The 23,980-nt window shown below is 43.9% G+C and carries 14 protein-coding genes and 1 pseudogene; 7 read left to right on the top strand and 8 right to left on the bottom strand.

Annotated features, from left to right (window positions below; genetic code table 11):
• The first annotated feature begins 157 nt into the window (after positions 1–157).
• Positions 158–589, top strand: coding sequence for a large conductance mechanosensitive channel protein MscL (mscL, locus tag B3S92_RS04775; protein WP_296203276.1), 432 nt, complete (start codon positions 158–160; stop codon positions 587–589).
• A 158-nt stretch (positions 590–747) separates the two neighbouring features.
• Here the strand turns inward: mscL and mutM are convergent, their stop codons facing one another.
• From mutM to cysM, 5 genes are all read right to left on the bottom strand, one after another.
• A complete protein-coding gene (gene mutM / locus B3S92_RS04780) occupies positions 748–1,680 on the bottom strand; it encodes a bifunctional DNA-formamidopyrimidine glycosylase/DNA-(apurinic or apyrimidinic site) lyase (protein WP_296203279.1) in 933 nt (310 codons plus the stop codon).
• A 2-nt stretch (positions 1,681–1,682) separates the two neighbouring features.
• Complete coding sequence (locus B3S92_RS04785) at positions 1,683–4,298, bottom strand: RelA/SpoT family protein (protein ID WP_414706993.1); 2,616 nt, start codon at positions 4,296–4,298, stop codon at positions 1,683–1,685.
• Between the two features lie 307 nt (positions 4,299–4,605).
• The gene (gene rlmD, locus B3S92_RS04790) at positions 4,606–6,159 is read right to left on the bottom strand and encodes a 23S rRNA (uracil(1939)-C(5))-methyltransferase RlmD (protein WP_296203285.1); all 1,554 of its coding nucleotides are present in this window, start codon (positions 6,157–6,159) and stop codon (positions 4,606–4,608) included.
• Positions 6,160–6,377: 218 nt separating this feature from the next.
• Positions 6,378–7,193, bottom strand: coding sequence for a 3'-5' exonuclease (locus B3S92_RS04795; protein ID WP_296203288.1), 816 nt, complete (start codon positions 7,191–7,193; stop codon positions 6,378–6,380).
• 113 nt (positions 7,194–7,306) lie between these two features.
• Positions 7,307–8,254, bottom strand: a complete 948-nt coding sequence (gene cysM, locus B3S92_RS04800; RefSeq protein WP_296203290.1) for a cysteine synthase CysM — start codon at positions 8,252–8,254, stop codon at positions 7,307–7,309.
• Positions 8,255–8,463: 209 nt separating this feature from the next.
• On the opposite strand from cysM, the gene B3S92_RS04805 reads away from it, so the two are divergent.
• From B3S92_RS04805 to B3S92_RS04815, 3 genes are all read left to right on the top strand, one after another.
• The gene (locus B3S92_RS04805; RefSeq protein ID WP_296203292.1) at positions 8,464–11,904 is read left to right on the top strand and encodes a histidine kinase dimerization/phospho-acceptor domain-containing protein; all 3,441 of its coding nucleotides are present in this window, start codon (positions 8,464–8,466) and stop codon (positions 11,902–11,904) included.
• A 55-nt stretch (positions 11,905–11,959) separates the two neighbouring features.
• Positions 11,960–12,775: a crotonase/enoyl-CoA hydratase family protein gene (locus B3S92_RS04810; protein ID WP_296203293.1), complete on the top strand. Its 816-nt coding sequence runs from the start codon at positions 11,960–11,962 to the stop codon at positions 12,773–12,775.
• Positions 12,776–13,018: 243 nt separating this feature from the next.
• Positions 13,019–14,251 carry a multidrug effflux MFS transporter gene (locus B3S92_RS04815; protein WP_296203294.1) on the top strand — a complete coding sequence of 411 codons (1,233 nt, stop codon included), beginning with the start codon at positions 13,019–13,021 and terminating at the stop codon, positions 14,249–14,251.
• A 124-nt stretch (positions 14,252–14,375) separates the two neighbouring features.
• Here the strand turns inward: B3S92_RS04815 and B3S92_RS04820 are convergent, their stop codons facing one another.
• The gene (locus tag B3S92_RS04820; RefSeq protein WP_296203295.1) at positions 14,376–14,867 is read right to left on the bottom strand and encodes a DUF2799 domain-containing protein; all 492 of its coding nucleotides are present in this window, start codon (positions 14,865–14,867) and stop codon (positions 14,376–14,378) included.
• Positions 14,868–15,150: 283 nt separating this feature from the next.
• Here B3S92_RS04820 and B3S92_RS04825 point away from each other — a divergent pair.
• From B3S92_RS04825 to topA, 3 genes and pseudogenes are all read left to right on the top strand, one after another.
• Positions 15,151–15,792, top strand: a pseudogene (locus B3S92_RS04825) (AAA family ATPase); the annotation flags it as partial.
• 228 nt (positions 15,793–16,020) lie between these two features.
• Entirely contained in the window at positions 16,021–16,602 is a 582-nt protein-coding gene (locus B3S92_RS04830) for a hypothetical protein (protein WP_296203297.1), read from the top strand.
• 195 nt (positions 16,603–16,797) lie between these two features.
• Positions 16,798–19,452: a type I DNA topoisomerase gene (gene topA, locus B3S92_RS04835; RefSeq protein WP_296203300.1), complete on the top strand. Its 2,655-nt coding sequence runs from the start codon at positions 16,798–16,800 to the stop codon at positions 19,450–19,452.
• Between the two features lie 136 nt (positions 19,453–19,588).
• Here the strand turns inward: topA and B3S92_RS04840 are convergent, their stop codons facing one another.
• Positions 19,589–20,611, bottom strand: a complete 1,023-nt coding sequence (locus tag B3S92_RS04840; RefSeq protein ID WP_296203301.1) for a rhodanese-related sulfurtransferase — start codon at positions 20,609–20,611, stop codon at positions 19,589–19,591.
• A 270-nt stretch (positions 20,612–20,881) separates the two neighbouring features.
• A complete protein-coding gene (locus B3S92_RS04845) occupies positions 20,882–23,635 on the bottom strand; it encodes a penicillin-binding protein 1A (RefSeq protein ID WP_296203303.1) in 2,754 nt (917 codons plus the stop codon).
• Between the last annotated feature and the right edge of the window lie 345 nt (positions 23,636–23,980).

Below are 23,980 nucleotides of genomic sequence, written 5' to 3' on the forward strand. Positions count from 1 at the left end.
AAATTGAGGACACGCCCTAAGCAAAACAACTCATCTTTCTTGATGAGCTTCTATTGTCTAATTTTATCCCTTTTTTGTACAAGTGCGTTAAGCAATGACTTACTTGCTTACTCAGGTCGCTTGTGCTTTTTTTTGTTAATCTTTTGGAGGATTAATTATGAGTATGATGTCAGAGTTTAAAGAGTTTGCCCTAAAGGGTAATGTTATGGATTTAGCAGTGGGTGTGATCATTGGTGGTGCATTCTCAGGTATCACTAACTCTTTAGTTGAAGATGTGATCATGCCAATCGTTGCTTTCATCGCTGGCGGTGAGATTAACTTTAAGAACATGTTCATTTTATTAGGCGATGCTCCAGAAGGTGTTGCCATGACTTATGATGCCTTAAAAGAAGCAGGTGTTCCTTTACTGGCTTACGGTAGCTTCATTACTGTACTTATCAACTTCTTAATCTTAGCCTTTATTATCTTCATGATGGTGAAAGGTATGAACAAAATGCGTCGTAACAGCGATGTGGAAGAAGTGGTTGAAGAGACCCCATCAGAAGAAGTTTTATTGCTTCGTGAAATTAGCCAAAAGCTAAGCAAGTAACTCTTAATATAGTAACTATTAATACAGCAACTACTTAAAGCCGTAAATCGCAATATAGTAACTGTATTAGCTAAAAGAAAATAAAAAAAGAGACTATCTAAGGTAGTCTCTTTTTTATTTGCTAAATTTTATGCTTATTCTCTATTCATTATTATGCGTTACGAGTTAGGTTGAGGCTGACAATTCGGACAGAAAGTACTGGCGCGACCAGTGATGGTTACCTTCTCAATAGGAGTGTCGCAGGTAGGGCAGGGCATTTTGTGTTTGCCATATACCAATAAGGTCTGCTGGAAATAACCCGTTATGCCGCTGGCCACAGTAAAGTCTTTTAAAGTCGAACCCCCTTGGGTGATGGCTCTTTTAAGGATTGCTCGAATATGATCCGCAAGCTCAGATAACTGGGATCTAGTTAGCTTATGGGCAGGCGTACTGGGATGAATACCTGACATAAACAGACTTTCAGTAGCATAAATATTGCCCACTCCTACCACAACCACTTGATCCATTATTACCGCTTTAATCGGGCGGCTGATTGGCTTTAAGGGTGGTTTATTGAGTTTATTGCGAGCTTTGTTTTCAGAGATACGATGGATTTTATCGTATAAATAGTCTCCTGAGAACTCTGCATCTAACGGCTCTGCTCCCAAGTGAGCCAACAGCTTTTGTTCATAATCGTCTAACCACAAAATAGCCCCAAAACGGCGGGGGTCATGGTAGTGTAGCTGAATGGAGGTTTCTGAGGCATGATCACTGTCGTACTGCATAATCAGATGGTCATGCTTACGCTTGTCTGTGCCCGTAGGGAATTGCTGCAAACTACCTGACATGCCCAAATGAATGATTAAGGCCTTAGTTGGTGGCTGCGTGATAGTGGCTTCAGTTATGCCAGATTGCATATTTCTTTTAAAATGCAAAATTAAATACTTCGCTCGGCGCTGAATATTATCTAACACATAGCCTTGCAGGCTATCAATATCCTCGGGGACCTGCCAACGTAGCTTGGGCTGAAAGACCTCAACAGTCGCTATTTTTTTATTAAGTAGCGGCTTTAAACTGGTCTTAGTGGTTTCGACTTCAGGTAACTCAGGCATAATTAGACAGCTCTTCTTGCATGTAAGATACCCGGTTGCTGTTCAAGCTTAGCCAGCAATTTTGATAACTGTGATAAACCGGTCACCTCGAGGCGAAACTTAAGGTGGGCCACATTATCATCGTCACTATTGGTATCTACGCCGCGAATGTTAACATCTTCTTTATCGATAACTTGGGTTAGGTCGCGAAGTAAGCCTCTTCTGTCATAAGCCTCAATAATGATTTCAACAGGCTGATAACTGGTCTGCTGTGAGACCCAAGAGGCCGAAATTTCACGTTCAGGTTCCCGTTCAATTAAGCGGTTGTACTCTGCACAGCCTCGATTATGAATCGAGACCCCACTACTTTGAGTAATAAAACCTGCGATAGGCTCACCGTAGACTGGCTGACAGCAATTGGCAAACCGAGTTTCTATATTATCTAGGCCATCAATATTAATCTTATAAGCGTCGAGTTTCCCTGTGACTTTGGGATGCACGCTTGGGGTATATTCTTGCTCTTCCTTATCAGTGACTAGATCAAGCTCTCGAGAGATATGCCCTGTCAGCTGATGAAGGCCGATTTCACCGGTGACTAAACCTACTAAGATATCGTCGGCAGAGTTCACATTAAAATGTTTAACGTAGTCTTTTAAATTAATGCTATTAGGATGGACCGATAAGCGGCCCAACTCTTTTGCTAGCATCTGTTTACCGATCTCTAAGTTTTTATCTCGGTCTTGCTTATTAAACCATTGACGTAGTTTTGAGCGGGCACGTGAAGTTTGAATGTAGCCCAAGGAAGGCACCAACCAATCCCGGTTGGGTTCCCGCGATGATTTGGTGATAATTTCAACCTGTTCCCCAGTTTTTAATTGATAGGTGAGGGGGACATAACGTTGGTTTACGCGCGCTGCTTGAGCCCGGTTGCCTACTTGAGTATGCACATAGTAAGCAAAGTCTAAAACAGTGGCACCTTTAGGCAGCTCGGTAATGTCTCCATCACGGCTAAACACGTAGATGTGCTCTAATTCGCCAAAGTCTACCAGTTGTTCTTCGTCTTCTTCTAAATCAAACTCATCAATGATGCCTTCGGGTGATAAGTTTTTATTGGTGCTATCACTGCCTGCCAATAATAACTGGCGTAAAGAGTTAATTTTCTGATTAAGGTAAGTGTCCTGCTTGTTTTTACCACCTTCTTTGTAATTAACGTGAGCACACATACCCAGCTCAGCTTCAAAGTGCATCTGATGGGTACGAATCTGAATTTCTAAAGATTTATTTTCAGCAATAACTGCAGTATGTAATGAGCGATAGCCATTGGCTTTAGGGTTGGTGATATAGTCGTCAAATTGTTCTGGAATATGACGCCACATACCATGGACAAGACCTAAAGTGTGATAACACTCAGCTTGGGTATCGACCAATACCCGCAGAGCTCGAATGTCATATAGCTGATCAAATGATAAGCCCTTTAGCTTCATCTTGCGGTAGATAGAGTAGATGTGCTTAACCCGCCCAGAGACTTCCCCTTTAATGCCGGCGTCTGCCAACGCTGCTTCGAGTTGGGCTTGTACCCGCTCGATATATTCTTCTCGCTCACTACGCTTTTCGGACAACAGTTTGGCAATTTCTTTATAGCGATCAGGGGCCAGATAGCGAAATGCCAGATCTTCTAATTCCCATTTAATCTGAGCAATACCCAAACGGTGCGCTAAAGGGGCATAAATAGTCATGACTTCACGGGCCACACGCTGCCTACGCTCTTCACTGGCGTAAGAGAGCTCGCGCATGGCGAAGGTACGCTCCGCCAGCTTGATCAGCACCACACGTACGTCATTGGTCATAGAGATCAGCATGCTGTAAATATTTGACAGCTGCTCGCGCTGATTATTAGCGAAATGGTCTTCTAATCGTTTGTTGCTCTCGATGGTTTCAGATAACTGACCCAGAGCTAAGGCATCTTTAACCAGTTTAGCCACTTCACTGCCGAAGGCTTCTTCGATACGCTCATTAGAAATCAGATTGGTACGCGCCGCACGATACAGCATAGCAGCTGTTAACGCATCTTCATCTTGGTATAGATAAGTAAGAATATCGGTCATACCAATGCCAGTCATATAGGCACTAGAACGATTGTCCTCAGTCTCTAAGCTAGACTTTCTACCCACCATTTCACAGGCTTTTGCTAAATCTGGTAGCTCAGGAATATTCACCCGATTAGAAACCGCTTTTAGCCAAGCGGGTAAGTCAATAATGGTATTTTCCGCTAAGACCTTATCTTTGTCTGGCTCATCGGTAGGGCTGGATTTATTATCAGAATCGGAAGTAGAGACAGTATTGTGAGAGTAGGTTAAGGTATCAAGTTTCACCCGCTCAACCAATGCGGCATCATTAAGAGGCAGGAAATCCGCTTCAATAGAGCGGTCCATAGCAGTGGTGAGCTTGGAGATGGCCAGTTGTTTCTTTAAATCTTCATTCAGCAAATTAAAGGAGTCACCAGCGCCCGGTTTATAATAACCATGTTGCTGCTGAGCAATCATTTGCGCAGCTAGGGAGGCACTGTCTTCAGTTGTTGTTTGACCATCAATAAGGGGTAACCCTTCGCGAACTTTTACCAAGTATTCCTCCCTTAACATAAGTTAGACAGGTTTAAGTTAACAGCTTAAACCGGGTCTTATATTATGCTGTATGTTATTACTTAACTATGGTTTATTATTATCTTATCTATTAAAAATATTTCAAGTTCCGCTCTGTGAACAGTTGTGAACCAAAGTAAACCTTGGTCCTATCAATTATATTTTATAAGTATTGTATAGTAAGTAATCAAAATCCTTTTATACCATAGTGAGCTGACTTAACCCTTATATTTCATATGAAGACCTAAGGCTTAGAGAATGTAAGGGTCAATAGGCTCGCTATAGTTTACAGTTAATCCGTTTTGAATTAATCCGACTCCACTTTTTCAAAGCGGGCAATGGACTCAACGTGACCGGTGTGACAGAACATATCCATAACGCCAGCATCTGTTAGACGGTAGCCTTGTTCAATCAAAGCTTTAGTGTCACGAGCCAGCGTGGCAGGGTTACAAGAGACATAGACAATGCGTGAGGCATTAAAGCGAGGTAGATACTGCATCACCTCCCAGGCTCCTGAGCGAGGCGGGTCAATTAAAATGGCATCAAAGCCTTGCTGCGCCCACGGCTGCTCACTAAAGTCTTGGGTCAAATCTTGATTATAAAATTCAGTATTGCTGATGCCGTTACGCTTGGCATTATCTGCAGCGCGGGCTGTCATGGCGTCTGAGCCTTCCACCCCAATGGCCAGACCTTGAGTGCCGTCTTCACCCCCAACTAAGCGGGCTAAAGGTAAGCTGAAATTCCCCAGACCACTAAATAAATCCAGTACACGCTCACCAGGCTTTAAGTCTAGGAGGTCACAGGCCAATTTGGTCATCTTGCGGTTGACCGATAAGTTTACTTGAGTAAAGTCGGTGGGAATAAACTCATAAGTTAAGTTAAATTCAGGCAGTTGATAATACAAACGACCAAACTGCTGCGTTAAGTCATCGGTGTCATGTAAGGCAATACGCTCGATACTGTCTGGGCCTTTTGATTGCAAGTAAAGCTGCCAGTTACGGGCTTTAAAGAAGGTTTTTAGCTTCTCGATATCAGATTCAGATAGTGGTTCAAGGTGACGCAAAATAAGGGCCACAGGCTGGTCGCCATCTGCCAGTTCTGATATCGCTTCGCCCATTGCTAGCTCAATTTGAGCAATATGTGAGCGTGCTTCAAGTGAGCTGATCAAAGTCTTTAAGTTCTCAAGCTCAAAGCCAATACGCTCATCTAGAATATGACACTCATTTAACTCAGCCAGGAAGTTACTGTTACGCTCACGAAAGCCTACTAAAGCCGTATCCTTTTTGGCCACATAACGAACCCCCATACGCGCTTTGGTGCGATAGCCTAAACGGTCTGCCACCACAGGCTCTAGCCAATTGTCAGGTTGAACGTCGGCTTGGTGTTGTAACAGTTCTGCCAGCACAGTTTGTTTAAAGGCTATCTGACCATCAGGCTGCCAATGTTGTAGGCTACAACCACCACATACCCCAAAGTGTGGACAAGGAGGGGTTTGACGTTCTGGGTGAGCATTTTCAATCAGCTCAACCGCATCTCCTTCTTCGAAGCTTTTACGGCTATTGGTTAGGCGTACAGTAACGGATTCGTTAGGCAAGGCAAAGCTGACAAATACTTTTTTGCCATGTTTTTCTTCAATATGACCTTGGTCAACACCAAACTCATTGCCATAAATAGCCACACCTCGACCATCATGAGATAAGCCATCAATTTTAAAAGGGAGCGGCGCAGCGTCTTTTAAGCGGCGGCGCACTCTTGAGCTGGGCTTAGAAAGCTTCTTGCTTGGGGCTGCCGCTAAAGAAGCATTGTCAGTGTGACTGTCAGTTGGAGAAGGGGTGTTGTTTGTATTATCGGTGGGCTGCATAAACCTGCCTGTTTGTTAAATGTGCCAGAAATTAAGAGTAAATATGAGTGAGATTTTAACACATAAAGCCCTTGGCCGAGACTGAAGCGTTAGCAATAACTGCTTTAAAACTGATTAAAAGACGGAGTAAATCTATTAAGGTATCGGAATTTGGGATTAAATCAGTGAAATAGAAGTGGTACAGGGAGGAGTGTTTTAGCTATGCCTCTTGAAAGTGATTAATGAGAGACCGGCCAATACGCTAAAAAGTCCTGATGCCGAATACTGTTATCCTCTTCAAGTTTGTTTTGCAAAAAGTCGCGAGTTTGATCTTGCCAAGTGTCAAAGTCAGCTGAAGAGAGGCTGCCTGTCAAACGCATCCAACGTAGGTAGATTAGCCAAGTATTGAGGACATCTGACTCGCAGTAAATGGCAAGCTCGTGCCACTGCTGCTGTGCCACCATATTGCCAACTTGACTGCCATCAAGCTCACGCTTACCAGGCAAACCATATAAATTAGCCACGATGGTCATGGCTTCACGGCGACTGCTGCCATACTGACTGAATCGATCCATTAAATCCAAATGCCGAGTATGAAAGCGATTAACGTAATTATCATAGCGCATGGCAGTAATGCGGTTGCCTTCTTCAAACAGTAAAGGAACGCTTAGATCGTATAACATTGCTCGGTAAATCAATACTGGGATGTCAAATCCTGACCCGTTCCAACTGACCAATTGCGGTAAAGTATTAAGGTCTTTAAAAGCACGGAAGAAGGTAGATATAATTTCTTTTTCACTAAGCGTTTCAGCCGTTAGAGAAAATAGGGAGAGCTGACCGTCTTTCAAATAAAACACAGAGATACACACAATCTTATGTAGCGGGAGACGCATAAAGTCATCCCCAGACTCTTGAATACGTAGACTGGTTAAAGCGGTCAGCGCATCCTCATCATTAAGGTTAACCAACTGAGGATAAACCCGACGCGCGCCGTCAATATCGCCGATGGTTTCAATGTCGAATACCAAGACAGGTTGTTTTGAAAAATCAGTCATAGCGTATCTGCTGTGTTTTTAGGATTAATAACTCAGTATCGAAAGTAAATGGCAACGGCAAGCTCGCTGCTAGTGCTATTAACTTTCTTATTTTTTATATCGTTGCAAAGCGATTATTCAGCAGTGAATAAGCCGGTAGATAGATATCTATCACCACGATCGCAAACGATAAAGGCGATGACCGCGTCTGGCTGTGTATCTTTGATCTCTTTGGCCACTTGAATAGCGGCCCAAGCGGCGGCTCCTGAAGAGACGCCTGCTAAAATACCTTCAGTACGGGCCAATTTACGCATATAAACCTCTGCCGTATATTGGCTAATGTCCATAGTACGGTCAATAACAGCTGGATCATAAATCTCTGGTTTGTACTCTTCAGGCCAGCGGCGAATACCAGCAATAGAGGACTCATCATCAGGCTGCAGACCAATAACTTGTATGTCGGGGTTTTGCTCTTTTAAGTATTTACCAGTCCCAGAGATGGTTCCTGTTGTACCCATGGAGCTGATGAAGTGAGTGATACGACCGCCAGTCTGACGCCATAACTCAGGACCTGTTGTCTCGTAATGGGCGGCACTGTTATCAGGATTGGCGAACTGATTTAGCACAATGCCTTTGCCTTCAGCTTGTAGCTGTAAAGCCTGATCACGAGCCGCCTCAATACCTTCATCTACTTCAATTAAAGTGGCTCCATAAGCGGCCATAGCATCTTTGCGCTCTTGGGTAGAGTTGGTGGGCATTAACAGAATCATATTGTAGCCGCGCATGGCCGCGACCATAGCCAAGGCAATGCCAGTATTGCCACTGGTGGCCTCAATTAGCGTATCACCTGGTTTGATTTGGCCTCGCTTTTCGGCTTGATGAATCATGTTAAAGGCTGGACGATCCTTAACTGAGCTGGCTGGGTTGTTGCCTTCTAACTTAGCCAAAACTTGTACCTGAGTGTCAACGCCTTCAAGCTGAGGTAAACGCTGTAGAGATACCAAAGGGGTGTTGCCTACGCAGTTTGACAAGGTTGTGACTTGATCGAAGAAGTTCACAGGGGTTTGAGTCGAATTTGACATAAAGAGCCTCAGTACAAGTTATCAATAGTATTATAAGAAGTATAAATGTAAAAGATTATACCATTTTGAGCCCTATCAGGTTATCTGCAATACGTTAAAACCTGTTACACTTATTGTGGCTTCGGCTTATATATAGCTGAGCGTTTATTTGCTTTTATTTGGCTCTAATCTATTGTGGCCTTAATGCCTTTAAATAAAGTCTATTTCTCATGCGAAAAAAAATAATTGATTTTAGTAGTGCGTATGCACAGCTCATCTTACTGGTGTTTTTGCCCATTGTTATATTGGCAGCCGTAGGGGCTTATTTGGTAGAAAGAGAATCGAGTAAAGCCATTAAGTCTGAGCAGCGCACTTTGGCCACAGCAGCATTAATACGCTATGAGCCCATGGTAAAGCAGCTACTGCCTGTGATCCTAAACAACCAAAATGAGGCTCAAGACAGCTTACCCAGCGAGGCCTTACCCGAAAGTTTGGAGCAAAGCGAATCTGCCTCGACAATCAGTGGCAACGATGAAGTTACCCAAGATTCAAGCTCTCAAGTGGCCAATATGTCATTGCCTGAAGAACTTCAAGGTGTTGACGGTAGCATTGGCAGTGAGGAGCTAGAAAGAAACCTTAAGTCTTTAGATGATATACAAAAGCGAATTAGCTATATCTTATCGTCAATGAATAATAATCAGCACATCCAGCGGGTGGCTATTGTTGATGAAAATGGTAAGGCTTTGGCTTCTTCCGGGGACCAAAATATTGAGACTTGGATTAAGGTTAGTCCACAAAAATTAGTTGATACAACGGCTGTTGATCAACAAGAGTTTGTGTCAGGTATTCCCACCGAGATTGGGACAGCCTACGGTTACCTACTGGGAAGCTATGAGGGCACAAAGTATTGGTTGTTCGTTGATATGGACAATGAGCCGTTGACCATAGCTCAGCTAAAGGTTTGGTTGGGATTGGGGATTACCGGTCTATTTACCTTGCTTATGCTGCTACTAAGCCTGAATACTTATGCTAAGAGCTGGATTGCGCCTATTTATGACTTACGACTGCATTTACAGCAAATCACTCCAGAAAACATGTATTTGCCGGTAAACATCGAATCCACGGGTGAATTAAATTTATTACAACAGGATTTGCTCAAGACTTTTAGACGGCTATATGGAGACTTTCAGGAGCTAAAGGATCACTCTGACCAGACCGAAGACGATCTACGCGATGCTTTTGATGAAATGGAGATGCAAAACATCTTTATTCGAGAAGCCCGTGACCAGGCCATCTCTAGTAGCCAAGCCAAGTCTGCCTTCTTAGCCAATATTAGCCATGAGTTACGCACCCCTTTAAATAGTATTGATGGCTTTATTAACCTTCTGGCGCGGCATGGGAATCTAACTGCCGAGCAAGACTTATATGTGCAGACCATCCGTAAATCTTCTGCCCACTTATTGGCTCTAGTCAATGATGTTTTAGACTTCTCAAAAATTGAAGCCGGTAAACTGGTGCTAGATAAGCATGAATTTAGTTTGTACTCAGCCATTTATGACGTGATGGATATGTTGTCGCCGTTGGCTGCTGAAAAAGGGCTGCGGATGGCGGTTATGTACTATAACGATGTGCCCAGCACCATCATTGGTGATGCCTTGAGAGTTAAGCAAGTACTGACCAACTTGGTAGGTAACGCCATTAAATTTACCGATGTGGGTGAAGTTGTGGTCCGAGTGGGCATTGATGAGATTGAAGAGGCCACGGTGATTGAGAGAGACTCAGACACTGCTAAAAGTGCTGGAAAGGGTCAAATTTCAAGAGACAGTAATCCGCACAGTGGCAGCATGATTCACATTGCCATTCAAGACTCAGGCCAAGGATTGTCCGATAGTGCTAAGAGTCAACTATTTCAAAGTTTCAGCCAAGGCGATCCTTCGATTACTAGGCAGTATGGCGGTACCGGTTTAGGATTGGTCATTTCTAAGCAGTTGACCAAACTAATGGGCGGCAGTATTGGTTTTTATGATAATGATAAGGTCAATATAAATGGTCAGGGGTTATTGGCGGACTCCACCTTGCATACCAATGCCAATACGGGGCCAGTTCGTACCGGAGCCACTTTTTGGTTCACAATTCCAGCTCATATAGAAGTAGACCTGCCCGATGATATCGAGTTTGGAGCGACTCATGAGGATATGGAAGATGAAGACCAAATAAGGCTACCTGTACTGCGTCCTTTTGCCCAGTCATCGACAGTCGAAGATAAGCCTTTTGAGATGTTGGTATGGATAAACCATGCCCCAAGTATCCAAGTATTTATGGCGGCTACTCGTCCATTGAATATGAAGGTGACCATAGCCCGCTCGTTGGCAGGGGCTTTAGAGAAGCTAAAAGAAGGCGGTAATCGTTGGAATTGGGTGGTTATCGATGGGGGAGATAGTGAGGCCAGGGAAGATAGGGCTGCCCTGTTAAAGCAAATTAGGTTGCACTACCAAGGAAAGTTAGCCATTTATGGTTATCAAGTGGCTTTAGATGCGACCTTATTGGAGCGTTATAAGGCGACCGGACTTTATCAGCCTCTAGATAAGCGTCAGCTATATAGTATGCTAGACACACGGACCACCAATGTCTCAACTATGGTCGCTCCGCCAACTTGGCAGGGAATAACGATACTGGCGGTGGATGATCATCTACCAAACTTGTTGGTGCTTGACGCGTTACTTAGTGAGTTAGGAATTAAGGTTATTACCGCCAATAGTGGCTATGATGCAGTAGACATAATCAGTAAGCAGATTATGTATGATACCTACCATTATTCAGAGCTGTCCCAGATAGAAGGTGAAGCCAACTCTAACTCAGAAAAAGACAGTAAAAATACTAAAATTGATTTGGTATTTATGGATGTTCAAATGCCTAGAATGTCTGGCGATGAAGCCGCTAAAAAAATACGTCAATTAGAGGAAGAGGCTCAAAAAGAGCATTCAAACTATACCAAACGCTTGCCCATTATTGCGTTAACAGCGCATGGTTTAGCGGACGGCAAAGACAAGCTGATAGCCGCTGGTATCGATGATTATGTGGGCAAACCTATCAGTCGCCCGCAGCTGCTACAAATTCTACAGCGCTGGCTAGGGCGAGGCGGAGAGCCGGTCTCAAGTGCCTTAAAACAAAGTAAATCGGCGCAATCTGATGGTGCGTTGAAACAAAAGCAAGAGGATGCGGCGGCTTCTAGGACAGACAGTGGCGAGATGCCAGTAGTAGATTGGCGAGATGCTTTGATGCGATCGGCGAACAAGGCTGACTTGGCCAAGCAATTACTGCTGATGATGCAGGATTCTGTAAAAGATGAGCTAGTAGATTTACAAAAGGCTTGGGACAATAGAGACAGAGAGCAATTGGCACAAATCGCTCATCGGATACTGGGCGCAAGTCGCTACTCTGGTGTGCCCCAAATCCGTCAAGCCAGCCAAGATCTAGAGGACAAGTGTTTGCTAAACGTGCAGCATACTACGCCAGCACAGTTCAATATGTTAGAGGAATACTATACAGCGCTGGTTTCTAGCTTAAAAGTGTTGCAAGCCTTAGATTTAGATGCTTATATAACCAAACAAATGCAAGACAGTGATGAGAAAAATTTAAGTGAAAATGACATGACTTGGAAAATGATCTAAATTTATTGCCAGTTAACGGAACCCACCTCACTAATTAAGCCAAAAGAGAAAAGCTATGTCCTCCCTACTAACTAAGATTTACCACACAATTACGTTAAGTGAGACCAATGATATTTTGACTGTGACCTTAAATCGTCCAGATAAAAAAAATGCGATGAGTCTGCAAATGATGGCAGAGCTGATCAATGTCGCCAAAGCTCTAAAAAAAGACCGAGCCATAAGGGCTGTTATTATTAATGGAGAGGGCGATACTTTCTGTGCGGGCATTGACTTAGGCGATTTAAATAATCCAAAAAACGCCATTATGGGATTGTATGAGCTGCTAAAACCTACCCAAAGTATCTTCCAAAGAGTGTGTTTGATATGGCGTGAAGTCCCCATGCCGGTCATTATTACCACGCATGGTTACTGCATTGGGGCGGGCATGCAATTGGCCTTGGCGTGTGACTTTCGTATTACCACACCGGACTGTCAGTTTGCCATTATGGAGGCCAAGTGGGGCTTAGTGCCTGACATGGGATTGACTCAATCTGCTTTCCACGTTTTGCCGGTAGATACCCTAAAAGAGCTGACCATGACCGCCCGCTTGATATCAGCAAAAGAAGCCGAGCAGTTACATTTAGTCAGCCATGTAGATGATAGTCCTTATGAGAAAGCCCAAGCCTTGGCTGAAGAGATTGCCAGCCGTTCGCCAGATGCGGTATTGGCCAGTAAGCGAGTCATAAACCATATGACCAAACAAAGCTTTGGTGCTTTGTATCAAGAGAAGATGTGGCAACTTAAGCTTATGGGCGGCGGTAAAAACCGTAAGCTGGCGATTAAAAAAGCCAAGGACAGTGGCGTTCAGTTTTTAAAGCGTCAGTTTAGCTAGCCAGTATAGTGTGTGGATTTTTATTGTTAGTAGCCACTAAAAAACCACCACTAACCTTATTGTTTTATAGTTGAGTAAGCTTGCGTAATTTTGATTGACTAACCCTTATATAAGAGTACGCTTAGCTTATTAACTCCTCTTTTTTAATGAATAACCATGGTTAGTTACTCTAACCTGATTTAAAACAGCCAGTTTCTTTTCGGGGAGACTGGCTTTTAATCTTATTGGGTCTCTATATATTTTATGTCAAACAAACAAACGACTCCTGTTGATAAGCAGCCCATGCCGGTCGCTTGGATTATGATGCTAGGGCTCATTGTGGCTATTGGTCCGTTATCGATAGATATGTATCTACCAGCCTTGCCAACAATGGCCAAAGATTTTGGGGTGAGTACCGCTCAGATTTCAAACTCGGTGCCGGCGTATTTTGTGGGGTTAGTTTTCGGTCAGCTTATTTACGGGCCATTAAGTGACCGTGTTGGCCGAGTAAAGCCCCTTTACTTTGGTATGACGTTATATGTTATCGCCTCACTAATATGTGCCACCACAGACAGTCAATATGTGTTGTTTGCTGCCCGTACGCTGCAAGCCTTGGGAGCTTGTGTTGGTGCCGTGGTTACCCGGGCTGCCATTCGGGATACTATGCCACCGCGTCAAATGGCAAAAGCCTTCTCAATTATGGTGCTGGTCATGGGATTGGCGCCTATTTTAGCTCCGTCCTTGGGCGCTGCTTTTTTAAGGTTTTTTGACTGGCATGCTATTTTTTGGTTTTTAGCCGCTTTTGGGGTGTTAAACCTACTGCTGACCAAGTTCTTTTTTAAAGAGACTTTAACGGAAGAAAACCGCAGCATTCGCCCCTTAAATACCATATTGGCTCAATATCTAGATTTGTTGAAAGATCCATCTTTTGGCTATCCTGCTGTGGGCGCTGGACTGTTGATGGGTTCCATGTTCGTCTATATCAATGCTGCGCCAGAGTTACTGATGGATGGTTATGGGCTGACAGAAAGTCAATTTAGCCTTATATTTGGAATAAATGCCGCTGGATTTATTTTATTAACCCAAGTAAATCAGTTTTTGACCAACCGCTTTCGTCTTATTTCACTGCTGCGTTTTGGGGCCACACTACAGACGATAGCCGCGAGTTGTTTGCTATTTTTAGGTGTGGTTTATGGCTCAGAAGCTTGGTTGCCCTTGGTGCTGATCTGTATCTTCTTTTGTATTTCAGGTTTAGGGTTAACTCAGCCTAATGCTTCAGCGATTGCCTTAGCCTTTCAGAAGCATCGTGCTGGTATGGCCAGTGCCTTACAAGGCTCACTGATGTTCTGTGTGGGTATTTTTGGTGGACTTTTACTGAATCTATTTCCAGTCAATCCGGTATTCAAACTGGGAGCAACCATGACGATATTAATGGGGTTGGGTACGTTTTCAGTGTACCGAGTGGATAGAAAGCTTAACTTAGATAGCGCTGACTGATACCGCCGATAATTACACTCATAAAGCTCACTGAATTAAGCAAATCCATTACTAAAAAAAGACCTTTTGGCATGAGCCGAAAGGTCTTTTTAGTTTTAATCTTCAATACTACCAATCTTCAGTGCTACCAAACTGGAGGACGCCATAAAGGACTGTGCCAGCCATAAGGACCGTAACCATAACGGCCATATCCCCAAGGGTAGGGAGTACTTAGATACTCCATATCTCGTTGGCGTAGATAGTAATAACGGCCTTGATTATAAGCCTCTTCTAGTTTTTCAATGTCCTGTAATGGGCACACCGGTTGCCAAGCGTAGCCCTCACGACCCAGCTTATAGGCATTTAATTCGGTACAGAATTGTTTCAGGCCTTGTTGTCGCCCCTCTTCCCATAACACGCGATTGGGGGCACTCCCTGGCACGGGCGTGCAGCTCTCTATATGTTTTGCAAAATGCGCTCCTGAACGGCCTACAATGCCATCGGCATAGCCAATCTCCGACCAGTTACCAGCTTGACATTGCTCAGGAGACAGGGCTTGAGTAGTGGCACATCCGGACAGCAGGGCGAGGGCAGTGCTTAACACACCACCGGCTAAAGTTATTCGCATTATATTCATGTGGGTTGCTCCTGAGTAAAAATGCCAAGGTAGGAAGTAACAAGGTAAGAAATAAACACTTCCTAAAGCGCTTCTATAGATTAAAAACTATTAGATAGCTTTTTAAAAATATTAATAAATACCTTGGGTTAGGTGCTTATAGAATACTTTTCTTCTGTTATTATGTATGGTGACTCATTTAAGCAACAAAGTTAATAGTTAAATATTGAATTTACGTTAAATCACGTATATATAAGTAGTATAGGAAGGATAACCTAATTTTTAAATAATAATGGGCATAACTATGAAGACAGTATTAGTGGCAAATCAAAAAGGAGGGTGTGGTAAAACCTCAGTGGCAATCACTTTGGCCGCCGCTTTAGCCAATCAAGGCCAAACCGTAGCGTTAGCAGATGCTGATCCCCAGAAATCTAGCTTGCGTTGGTTAAAACAGCGCCCAGACACCGCCGCAAAAATTTATGCTGTAGATTGGCGAGATGAAGAAGAGATTGGTGAACTTCCCAAAAAAGCGGCCAAAAAGTTAGGTAAAAAAGATTGGTTAATTATTGATGCGCCGGGCTCGTTAACCGCTGATCATGCTGAGTCTTTAATTAGTGAGGCCAAAGCCATTTTAATTCCAGTGTTGCCTTCTATCTTCGATGCTGACAGTACCAAGCAGTTTTTAAAGTCTATTCAAGACATCAAGCGTATTCGTAAAGGCAAGGTGGATATTCATTTATTAGCCAATCGCGTCCGTCCTCAGAGTAGCACCAACCAAACTTTACAGGGGTTCTTTGCTGAAATAGGTCAGCCCCCCTTGGCTTGGCTCAGTGAAAGAAGTTTATACCCACAGTTAGCGGAACAAGGCCTGAGTATTTTTGATTTTAATCAGAAGCGCTATCGTGATGTGCAAGCCCAGTGGCAGCCCGTAATGGATGCTTTGATGCCAAAAGTGGCGAGTAAATACGAAGAGGTATTGGCAGACAGTACGATACCTGCTACTTTAGAGAAGTTGGCAAACAGCAGCAATGATCAGGAAAATGCATTAAAAAAAGCAGGTGATGGCTCAACATGGTATGAATAACCATAAAAACCTACTAAACTAGCGCCCTATTTATTCTATAACTGTTGATTGCTGTTATGACTGACAGCGAGTCAAAATTACGGGGAAACTATGGGTACCTGGATAGCCATCGCTATTGGTATGTTTGTATTGGGCACAATTATGGCACTAAAGCCCAGTGTTGTTGATATGCGTTTAGATAAACTGCGTATGACTGCGAGAAGGTTGGAGTTAAACCCTAAAGTTGTTGCCTGTCCCGATTGGGTTCGCGGCCGCAATAATGAGTTTGGAAAAGGGATGATCGGACAGTACTCTCTTATCATGGATGATATGAAATTTCCTGAAACCCACTATCAAGTGGTTGATGGGGTGTTGAAGTTTGAGAATGCTCAAGCTCAAGGTTCAGATGTAAATTCTCAATCCTCCTCTATAGATGAGTCACATTCGACCTCTAAACAGCGGATCGCTCAGCGTTTGCAAGGCGAACCCCTAAATCTACCTCCTAGTATGGCGCCCTTGGTTAAGGGGGTCTATCTTAAAGCCAATAGTCTGGTAGTGTTTTGGCAGGACGGCAGTTATGTGCAACCCGCTACCAATCCAAATTTTAAGATACAACAAATTGAGCCTGAGCTATCCGCTTTAAAGTCGACCATGCAGAGTTGGGCACAAAAGCTGGTCAGTAAAGACGGTTAAAAGGCTCAAAATTGTCTTAATTTGTACAATAGTAGCCTGCTGCTCTTGAAAAACTCGGTTGACAGCGCAACCGTTAGCAGTGTAACGTCAAAGCAACTTTTGGCATTCAGCCTTATTTAATAGTCGCTGCCTTGCTTATAACCCATACATAACAAATATAATTTATAAAAAAGATTACTTAGGATTGTGATATCAATGGCTAAAACCACCGGTAAAAAAACAGCATCGACCTCTTCAGCCAGTGCCAAAGGTAAGTCACTGGTTATTGTGGAGTCTCCTGCAAAAGCGAAAACCATCAATAAATACTTGGGTGACGACTTTATTGTCCGCTCAAGTATTGGTCATGTGCGTGATTTGCCAACCAGCAGCGGTGCCAAGAAAAAAGCCACCAAAGCGGATGAAGACTTAACCAAAGAAGAAAAAGCACAGCAAGCCTTGGTACGCAGAATGGGCATCGACCCAGAGCATGGCTGGAAAGCAGTGTATGAAGTCTTGCCTAGCAAAACCAAAGTTATTAAAGAATTAAAAGCCCTGGCCAAAGATGCAGATAAGATTTATCTGGCGACGGATTTAGATAGAGAAGGGGAAGCCATTGCTTGGCACTTACGTGAAGTGATTGGCGGTGATGACAGCAAATACCAAAGAGTGGTGTTTAACGAGATTACCAAATCTGCCATCCAAAACGCGTTTAAAGAGCCAGGTAAGCTAGATATTGACCGAGTTAATGCTCAGCAAGCTCGCCGCTTTTTAGACCGTGTGGTGGGCTTTATGGTGTCTCCTTTATTGTGGCAAAAAATTGCCCGTGGTCTATCTGCAGGACGAGTACAGTCGGTAGCGACTCGTCTTGTGGTAGAGCGTGAGCGTGAGATTCGTGCCTTTATTCCAGAAGAATATTGGCAAATTCATGCCGACACCACTATGAAAGGTAGTGACAATGCCAATGTGGCCGAAGACACACCTATTCGTCTAGAAGCGGTTAAACAAAATGGCAAGACGCTTAAGCTTGAGAATAAACAGCAAACTGACGCGGTACTTGAGGTTCTTAAACCCGCCAAATATGTGGTTAAAGAGCGTGAAGAAAAACCCACTCAGTCCAAACCAGGTGCGCCATTTATTACCTCGACCTTGCAGCAAGCAGCCAGTACTCGCCTGGGCTTTCCAGTCAAGAAAACCATGATGTTAGCACAGCGCCTGTATGAAGCTGGTCACATTACTTATATGCGTACCGACTCTACCTTCTTATCAGCTGATGCCTTAGCGGGAGTTCGCGGCTTTATCGAAGACAGCTATGGCAAAAAGTATTTGCCAGAGAAGCCCAACTTTTATGGCAGCAAGCAGAATGCCCAAGAGGCTCACGAAGCGATTCGTCCGACCAATGCCAATCTAAAATCGACTCAGTTGAAAGGCGTTGAGCGTGATGCCATTCGTCTTTATGAGTTGATCTGGCGTCAGTTTGTGGCTTGTCAGATGTTACCGGCCAAATATAAGTCAGTTAATTTATTGGTTGAAGCGGGTAACGTGGAGCTAAAAGCCCGTGGTCGTACCATGACTTTTGATGGCTATACCAAGGTTATGCCACCCGCGAAAACAGATGATACCTTACTACCTGATGTTAAACAGGGTGATGAGCTGAATCTGATCAAGCTGGACCCCAGTCAGCATTTCACCAAGCCGCCAGCACGTTACACAGAAGCCAGCTTGGTTAAAGAGCTTGAGAAAAAGGGCATTGGCCGTCCCTCTACCTATGCTTCAATTATCTCGACCATTCAAGACCGGGGTTACGTCAGATTAGAGAACAAGCGCCTATATGCTGAGAAAATGGGTGATATTGTCACCGACCGTCTGACTGAAAGTTTCCCAGAGCTGATGGACTACACCTTTACTGCAGGTCTTGAAGATGAGCTAGACCACGTGGCGCAAGGGGACCAAGATTGGAAAGCGGTTCTTGACGATTTCTATGGTGATTTCAAAAACAAACTTGAACATGCCAAAGAAAAAGACGGTATGCGTCCTAATGATCCAACAGATGTGCCTGATGTGCACTGTGACCTATGTGATCGACCGATGCAGCTGCGTAATGGTTCAACTGGGGTGTTCTTAGGCTGTACTGGTTATAACTTGCCCCCTAAAGAACGCTGTAAAGGCACCAAAAACTTAATGCCTGTTGAGGCCTTTGCTAACTTAGACGACAGTGAGATTGATGAGACTGCTGAAGTCAAAGAGTTGATGGAGAAAAAACGCTGTCCTAAATGTAGCACCGCAATGGATGGCTATATTGTCGATGGTGGCTTAAAACTACATATTTGCGGGAATAACCCAGATTGTGACGGCTATCTGCTAGAAGAAGGTAAGTTTGAAGTACCAGGGTCTGATGCACCGACCATTGATTGTAATAAATGTGATGGTCAAATGGAGCTAAAGACCGGTCGCTTTGGTCCTTACTTTGCCTGTAACAAATGTGACAACACGCGTAAAGTGTTGAAAAATGGCGAGCCTGCGCCACCGCGTATGGACCCAATCGACATGCCACAGTTAAGATCGACCAAGCATGATGACCACTTCATCTTACGTGAGGGCGCGGCGGGCTTGTTCCTAGCAGCGTCTAAGTTCCCGAAAGTACGGGAGACCAGACCCCCGAAATTGGCTGAGCTGCGTAGTATCCAAGATCAAATGGAAGACAAGTTCCAGTACTTGTTCAAAGGTCCAGATGAAGACCCAGAGGGCAACCCAACGATTCTACGTTGGTCGCGTAAGCAAAAGGAGCAGTATATTGGCTCGGAAAGCTTGAAGACGGGCAAGGCGACGCGTTGGGGTATTTACTGGCGTAATGGCGAGTGGGTTGAGGAGTAGGACTTAAGCCATTGGCTACTTGCTTAAGTTAAATAAAGACCACAAGCATATTAAAAGAAAAGGCCCAACACTTTAAGTGTTGGGCCTTTTGCTATAACAGTATTTACTCGATTAAAATTTACTCACTTAGAAGAGACTAGTCTTGTTGCTGCTGCTCAAGCTTTGCTTGTAGCTTCTGCTGTTTGCGAGTTTCAATAACGTCATTTACTTCAGCGCCAATGTGGGCTTCACCACGCTCTTTGGCCAACTGGATTTGACGTTGACGCTCACGGAATCTAGCTCGCTGCTCTTCAGTGGCTTTATCGATACAATGAGGGCAAGACTCGCCTTTTACATAGGCAGGATGCTGCTTATCTTCTTCGGTAATCGGCATACGGCAAGCGTAGCATTGGTCATAATCACTTTTTTCAAGGCTATGATTCACGGCCACGCGATTGTCAAAAACGAAGCAGTCGCCTTCCCACATAGATTGCTCAGCAGGCACTTCTTCTAAGTACTTTAAAATACCGCCTTCTAAATGATAGACCTCATCGAAGCCCTGCTCACGCAAATACGCGGTCGATTTCTCACAGCGAATACCCCCAGTACAGAACATTGCCACTTTTTTATGCTTAGTGGGGTCCAGCTCATTTTTTACGTATTCTGGAAACTCACGGAAGGTTTCTGTTTTTGGGTTTACCGCATTTTTGAAGGTACCGATTTGAACTTCATAATCATTACGGGTGTCGATTAACAGTACCTCTGGATCGCTAATTAAGTCATTCCACTCGCTAGGCTTCACGTAACGGCCAACGGATTGTAAAGGGTCAATACCTTCTACACCCATGGTAACGATTTCTTTTTTTAGCTTAACTTTGGTACGGAAAAAAGGCTGGGTATCGGTAAAAGACTCTTTGTATTCTAGCTGGCCGATGGCTGGTATCTGTTGAATATAGTCTAGTACGGCATCAATCCCTTCACGGCTACCAGATATGGTGCCATTAATACCTTCAGAGGCCAGTAATAGCGTGCCACGTACCTCTTGATCTAACATCAACTGGCGCAATGGCTCACGGTAATCTTCATAATCATTAAAGCGGGTAAATTTATAAAGGGCAGTTACTACAATATCCTGTTGCTGTGAAGTAGCTTCTGCACTTATTGGATTTTGAGTTGTCATGTTTTCTCCTGCTGGCTAGGTCGCAAACCTAGTGCTGATGAGGTCAAAGCAATACATAAAATAGTAGATAATTTTATGATCACTTTGACGGGTTAAAATAGCAAAGGCAGTCAAAAACTGTGCTTTGCTGCTTAATAAACTGCAAAAATAAAAGCGCTATCTTTCATAGCGCTTTTGGGTAGGGTAATCTTATTGGTGGTGGCATACTGTATAAATAGCAAGGGTAGCTTGCAGTTACCTAATCCCTCACTAGAGCCGATGTGAGGAGTTTTACTCTGCTTTAGCAGTTTCCTTCTTCTCAGGAGCTTTCTGCTCTACTTTCTCGGGCTTCCTAGCTGGTGCTGGCTTCTTCTCTACCGGTTTTTCTGATTTTGGTTCAGTAGAAGGTGGGGGCTCAACAGGCTCTGGTGGCTTTCTTTCAGTCAAAGCGGCTCTAGGCGGCGTCATGCCTGCATTGCCGATTACTTTCTGGTTGGTAATTTGACTGCTGTAGTCTTTTTCGCCTTGTTTATCATCATCTGATAAGTTAACCACTTCTTGCTTCTTAATTTCAGATTTTGCCACGTTGTTAACGCTGACCCATTGATAAGGGACAGATTTTAGGGCGCTGCGCATATATTCTACCCAAATAGGCAAGGCAGCCACACCGCCATATTCCCCTCTACCTAAGGTTGAAGGCTGGTCAAAACCTAACCATACTACTGATACTTGAGTGGGATGGAATCCTGCGAACCAGGCATCCTTCATCTCGTTAGTTGTCCCTGTTTTACCGCCAATATCAGAGCGACCTAAGGCTTTGGCTCGGGTTGCTGTCCCGCTTTGAATGACGGCACGAAGCATACCTGCCATCTCATAAGCCACAGCGGGCTTTAAGATACGAGGCGCTTGGTCTGCTGCTTGATAAGTCAACGGTACAGGTTTCAAGCGATCTGATTCAGGACCTGCATCGTAGCGTATAGATTCAATAGCAGTCTGCAACGATTTTTTAGGATCCGGCTTGGCTTCTTCTGAGTCAGAATCTTGGGCAACCACTTCAGGTTCTTCTGACTCTGACGTTTCACTGGCTGTGATTAGCTCTGGATCTTCTTGCAAGGCTTTAACTGCTTTTTCGCGCTGCTCAGCATTGGCCTCAGCTTGTTTCTCAAAATCTTCAAGCTGTTTTTCATTTAGCTCTTTAAGCTCATTGTTGTAGCACAAAGCACAGGCACGTTGAGGATTGGCTAAATATAATAGGTTGTTTTCATAATCGTAAACTTGATCAATAAAGTAAGGCTGTACGCGGTGGCCACCGTTAGCAAAAGCGGCGTAAGCAGTCGCCATTTGTAAAGGGGTGGCTTGTCCAGCGCCCAATGCCAAAGATAGGGTAGTAGGCAGCTTATCCTTATCAAGACCAAACTGATCTAATAACTGACGCGCTTCTTCAGTACCTACCGCTTGCAGTAAACGAATAGAAACCAAGTTACGCGATAAAATAAGTCCCCGTCTTATAGTCATGTCGCCATAGAAGCGACCGTCAGAGTTTTTAGGACTCCAATCGCCAATACGTAAGGGACCATCAGAAATCATGCTGTCAGGGCGATAGCCTTTTTCTAATGCTGCAGCATAGTTAAGTGGCTTAATGGTTGAACCAGGCTGACGCCAGCCTTGTGTGGCCCGGTTAAATTTACTGTGCTGATAGTCAAACCCACCCACTAGAGCTTCAATGGCTCCGGTTTCAGGATCTAAGGCTATCAAGCTCCCTTGCACATCAGGAACCTGAGTTAAGCGCCAAGAGGTGTTATTTTCATTGGCTATTAAACGCACGATATCATCCTTTTTGACGATATCTGAGGCGCTGTTGGGATATCTTCTAATACGGTTGGCATCTAGATATTCTTTGGCCCAGCTCATGCCTGACCAAGGAATGGTAACCACTTCACCGTTTTGTAACTCAGCTTTGAAGCTACGACCACTCACCTCAGTAACTTTGGCTGGAACCATGTTGGAATAAGTTTTGAAATTAGCCAAAGGCTCACCATTGGCCTCAGCACCTCGCCAACCGTGGCGACGGTCATAGCCGATCAAACCTTTTTTGATGGCTGTGTCTGCTGCTCTTTGGTCTACACTATCTACGGTCAGCTTAACGCGCCAACCGGCGTTGACCACTTCTTCTCCATAGCGATCCACTAAAGTACGACGGGTCATTTCAGCCAAATAAGGCATATTCACATCGAGCTTTTCTTTATATAGATGGACGCCAAGTGGCTGCTGAATCGCTTTGTCATGCTCCGCTTTAGTAATATGACCCAACTCTAACATACGCCCTAAAATCCAATTACGACGTTCTAGCGCGACGTCAGGATTAGAGACAGGGTTATTTTGTGAAGGAGCTTTAGGCAGGCCAGCCAGTGTGGCCATTTCAGCGATGGTTAGGTTTTCTAAGGACTTACTAAAATATTTCTTGGCAGCGGCCCGGATACCATAAGCGCCTTCTCCCATATAAATCTTATTGACATATAAGGTTAGGATTTCTTGCTTGGTTAATTCTTCTTCAATGTTACGGGCCAAATATAGTTCAGTTAGCTTACGGCTGAAAGTGCGCTCAGGACTTAAGAAATAGTTCTTTGCCACTTGCATGGTAATGGTTGAGCCACCGGTTTGCCCTTCATCCTCAGTAATAATTTCGGTTACCGCCCGACCCAAACCTTTAATACTAATGCCGCTGTGCTCATAGAATGAGGAGTCTTCAGCCGCTAAAAAAGCATTAATAAAATCTTGGGGAATCTCATCATAGGTCACTGGCAATGACATACGGTTACCGTATTGACCAATTAACTTGTCGTCTTTGCTATAAATTTGCAAAGGCATTTCCAGATTTGAGGTCTTGATATCTGAAATATCGGGTAGGTTTGGCGAGATATACATGGCCATCCCATAAAATCCAATAGGCAGTGCCAATACCAATATGAGAGCCAAGGCAAGGATGGCCAACAATATGGAAACAATATAATGGATAAGACGAGAGTTAGCAGACGATTGAGACATAGTGACTCTATTAATTAGAAACGGAAATATTAGGCACAGTAGAAATTACAGTCTCTGCCTTAAAAATCAATCAAAACAGTAACCTAGGTTGACTGCTATAGCCGATTAAATTCAAGAGAGGTCAGGATAGTGATTTCTTGCTATGCATAAAAAGCACATATAACACGCATATAACTACAATTATAAAGCAAATTATAAAGTAATTGAGCGTTATCTTATAGTTCTAACCACAAAACAAAGTAATGCGCTAAGTTTTAAGTGATAAAAAGTTCTATTTTATAATAAAACACAGAGGAAGGTGTAGAAAAGCTAGAGACATCATAGTTTAGCGTAAATTTAAAGTTA

It is taken from the genome of Psychrobacter sp. UBA3962 (assembly GCF_002385225.1).
In the GTDB taxonomy this organism is placed as follows: Bacteria; Pseudomonadota; Gammaproteobacteria; order Pseudomonadales; family Moraxellaceae; genus Psychrobacter.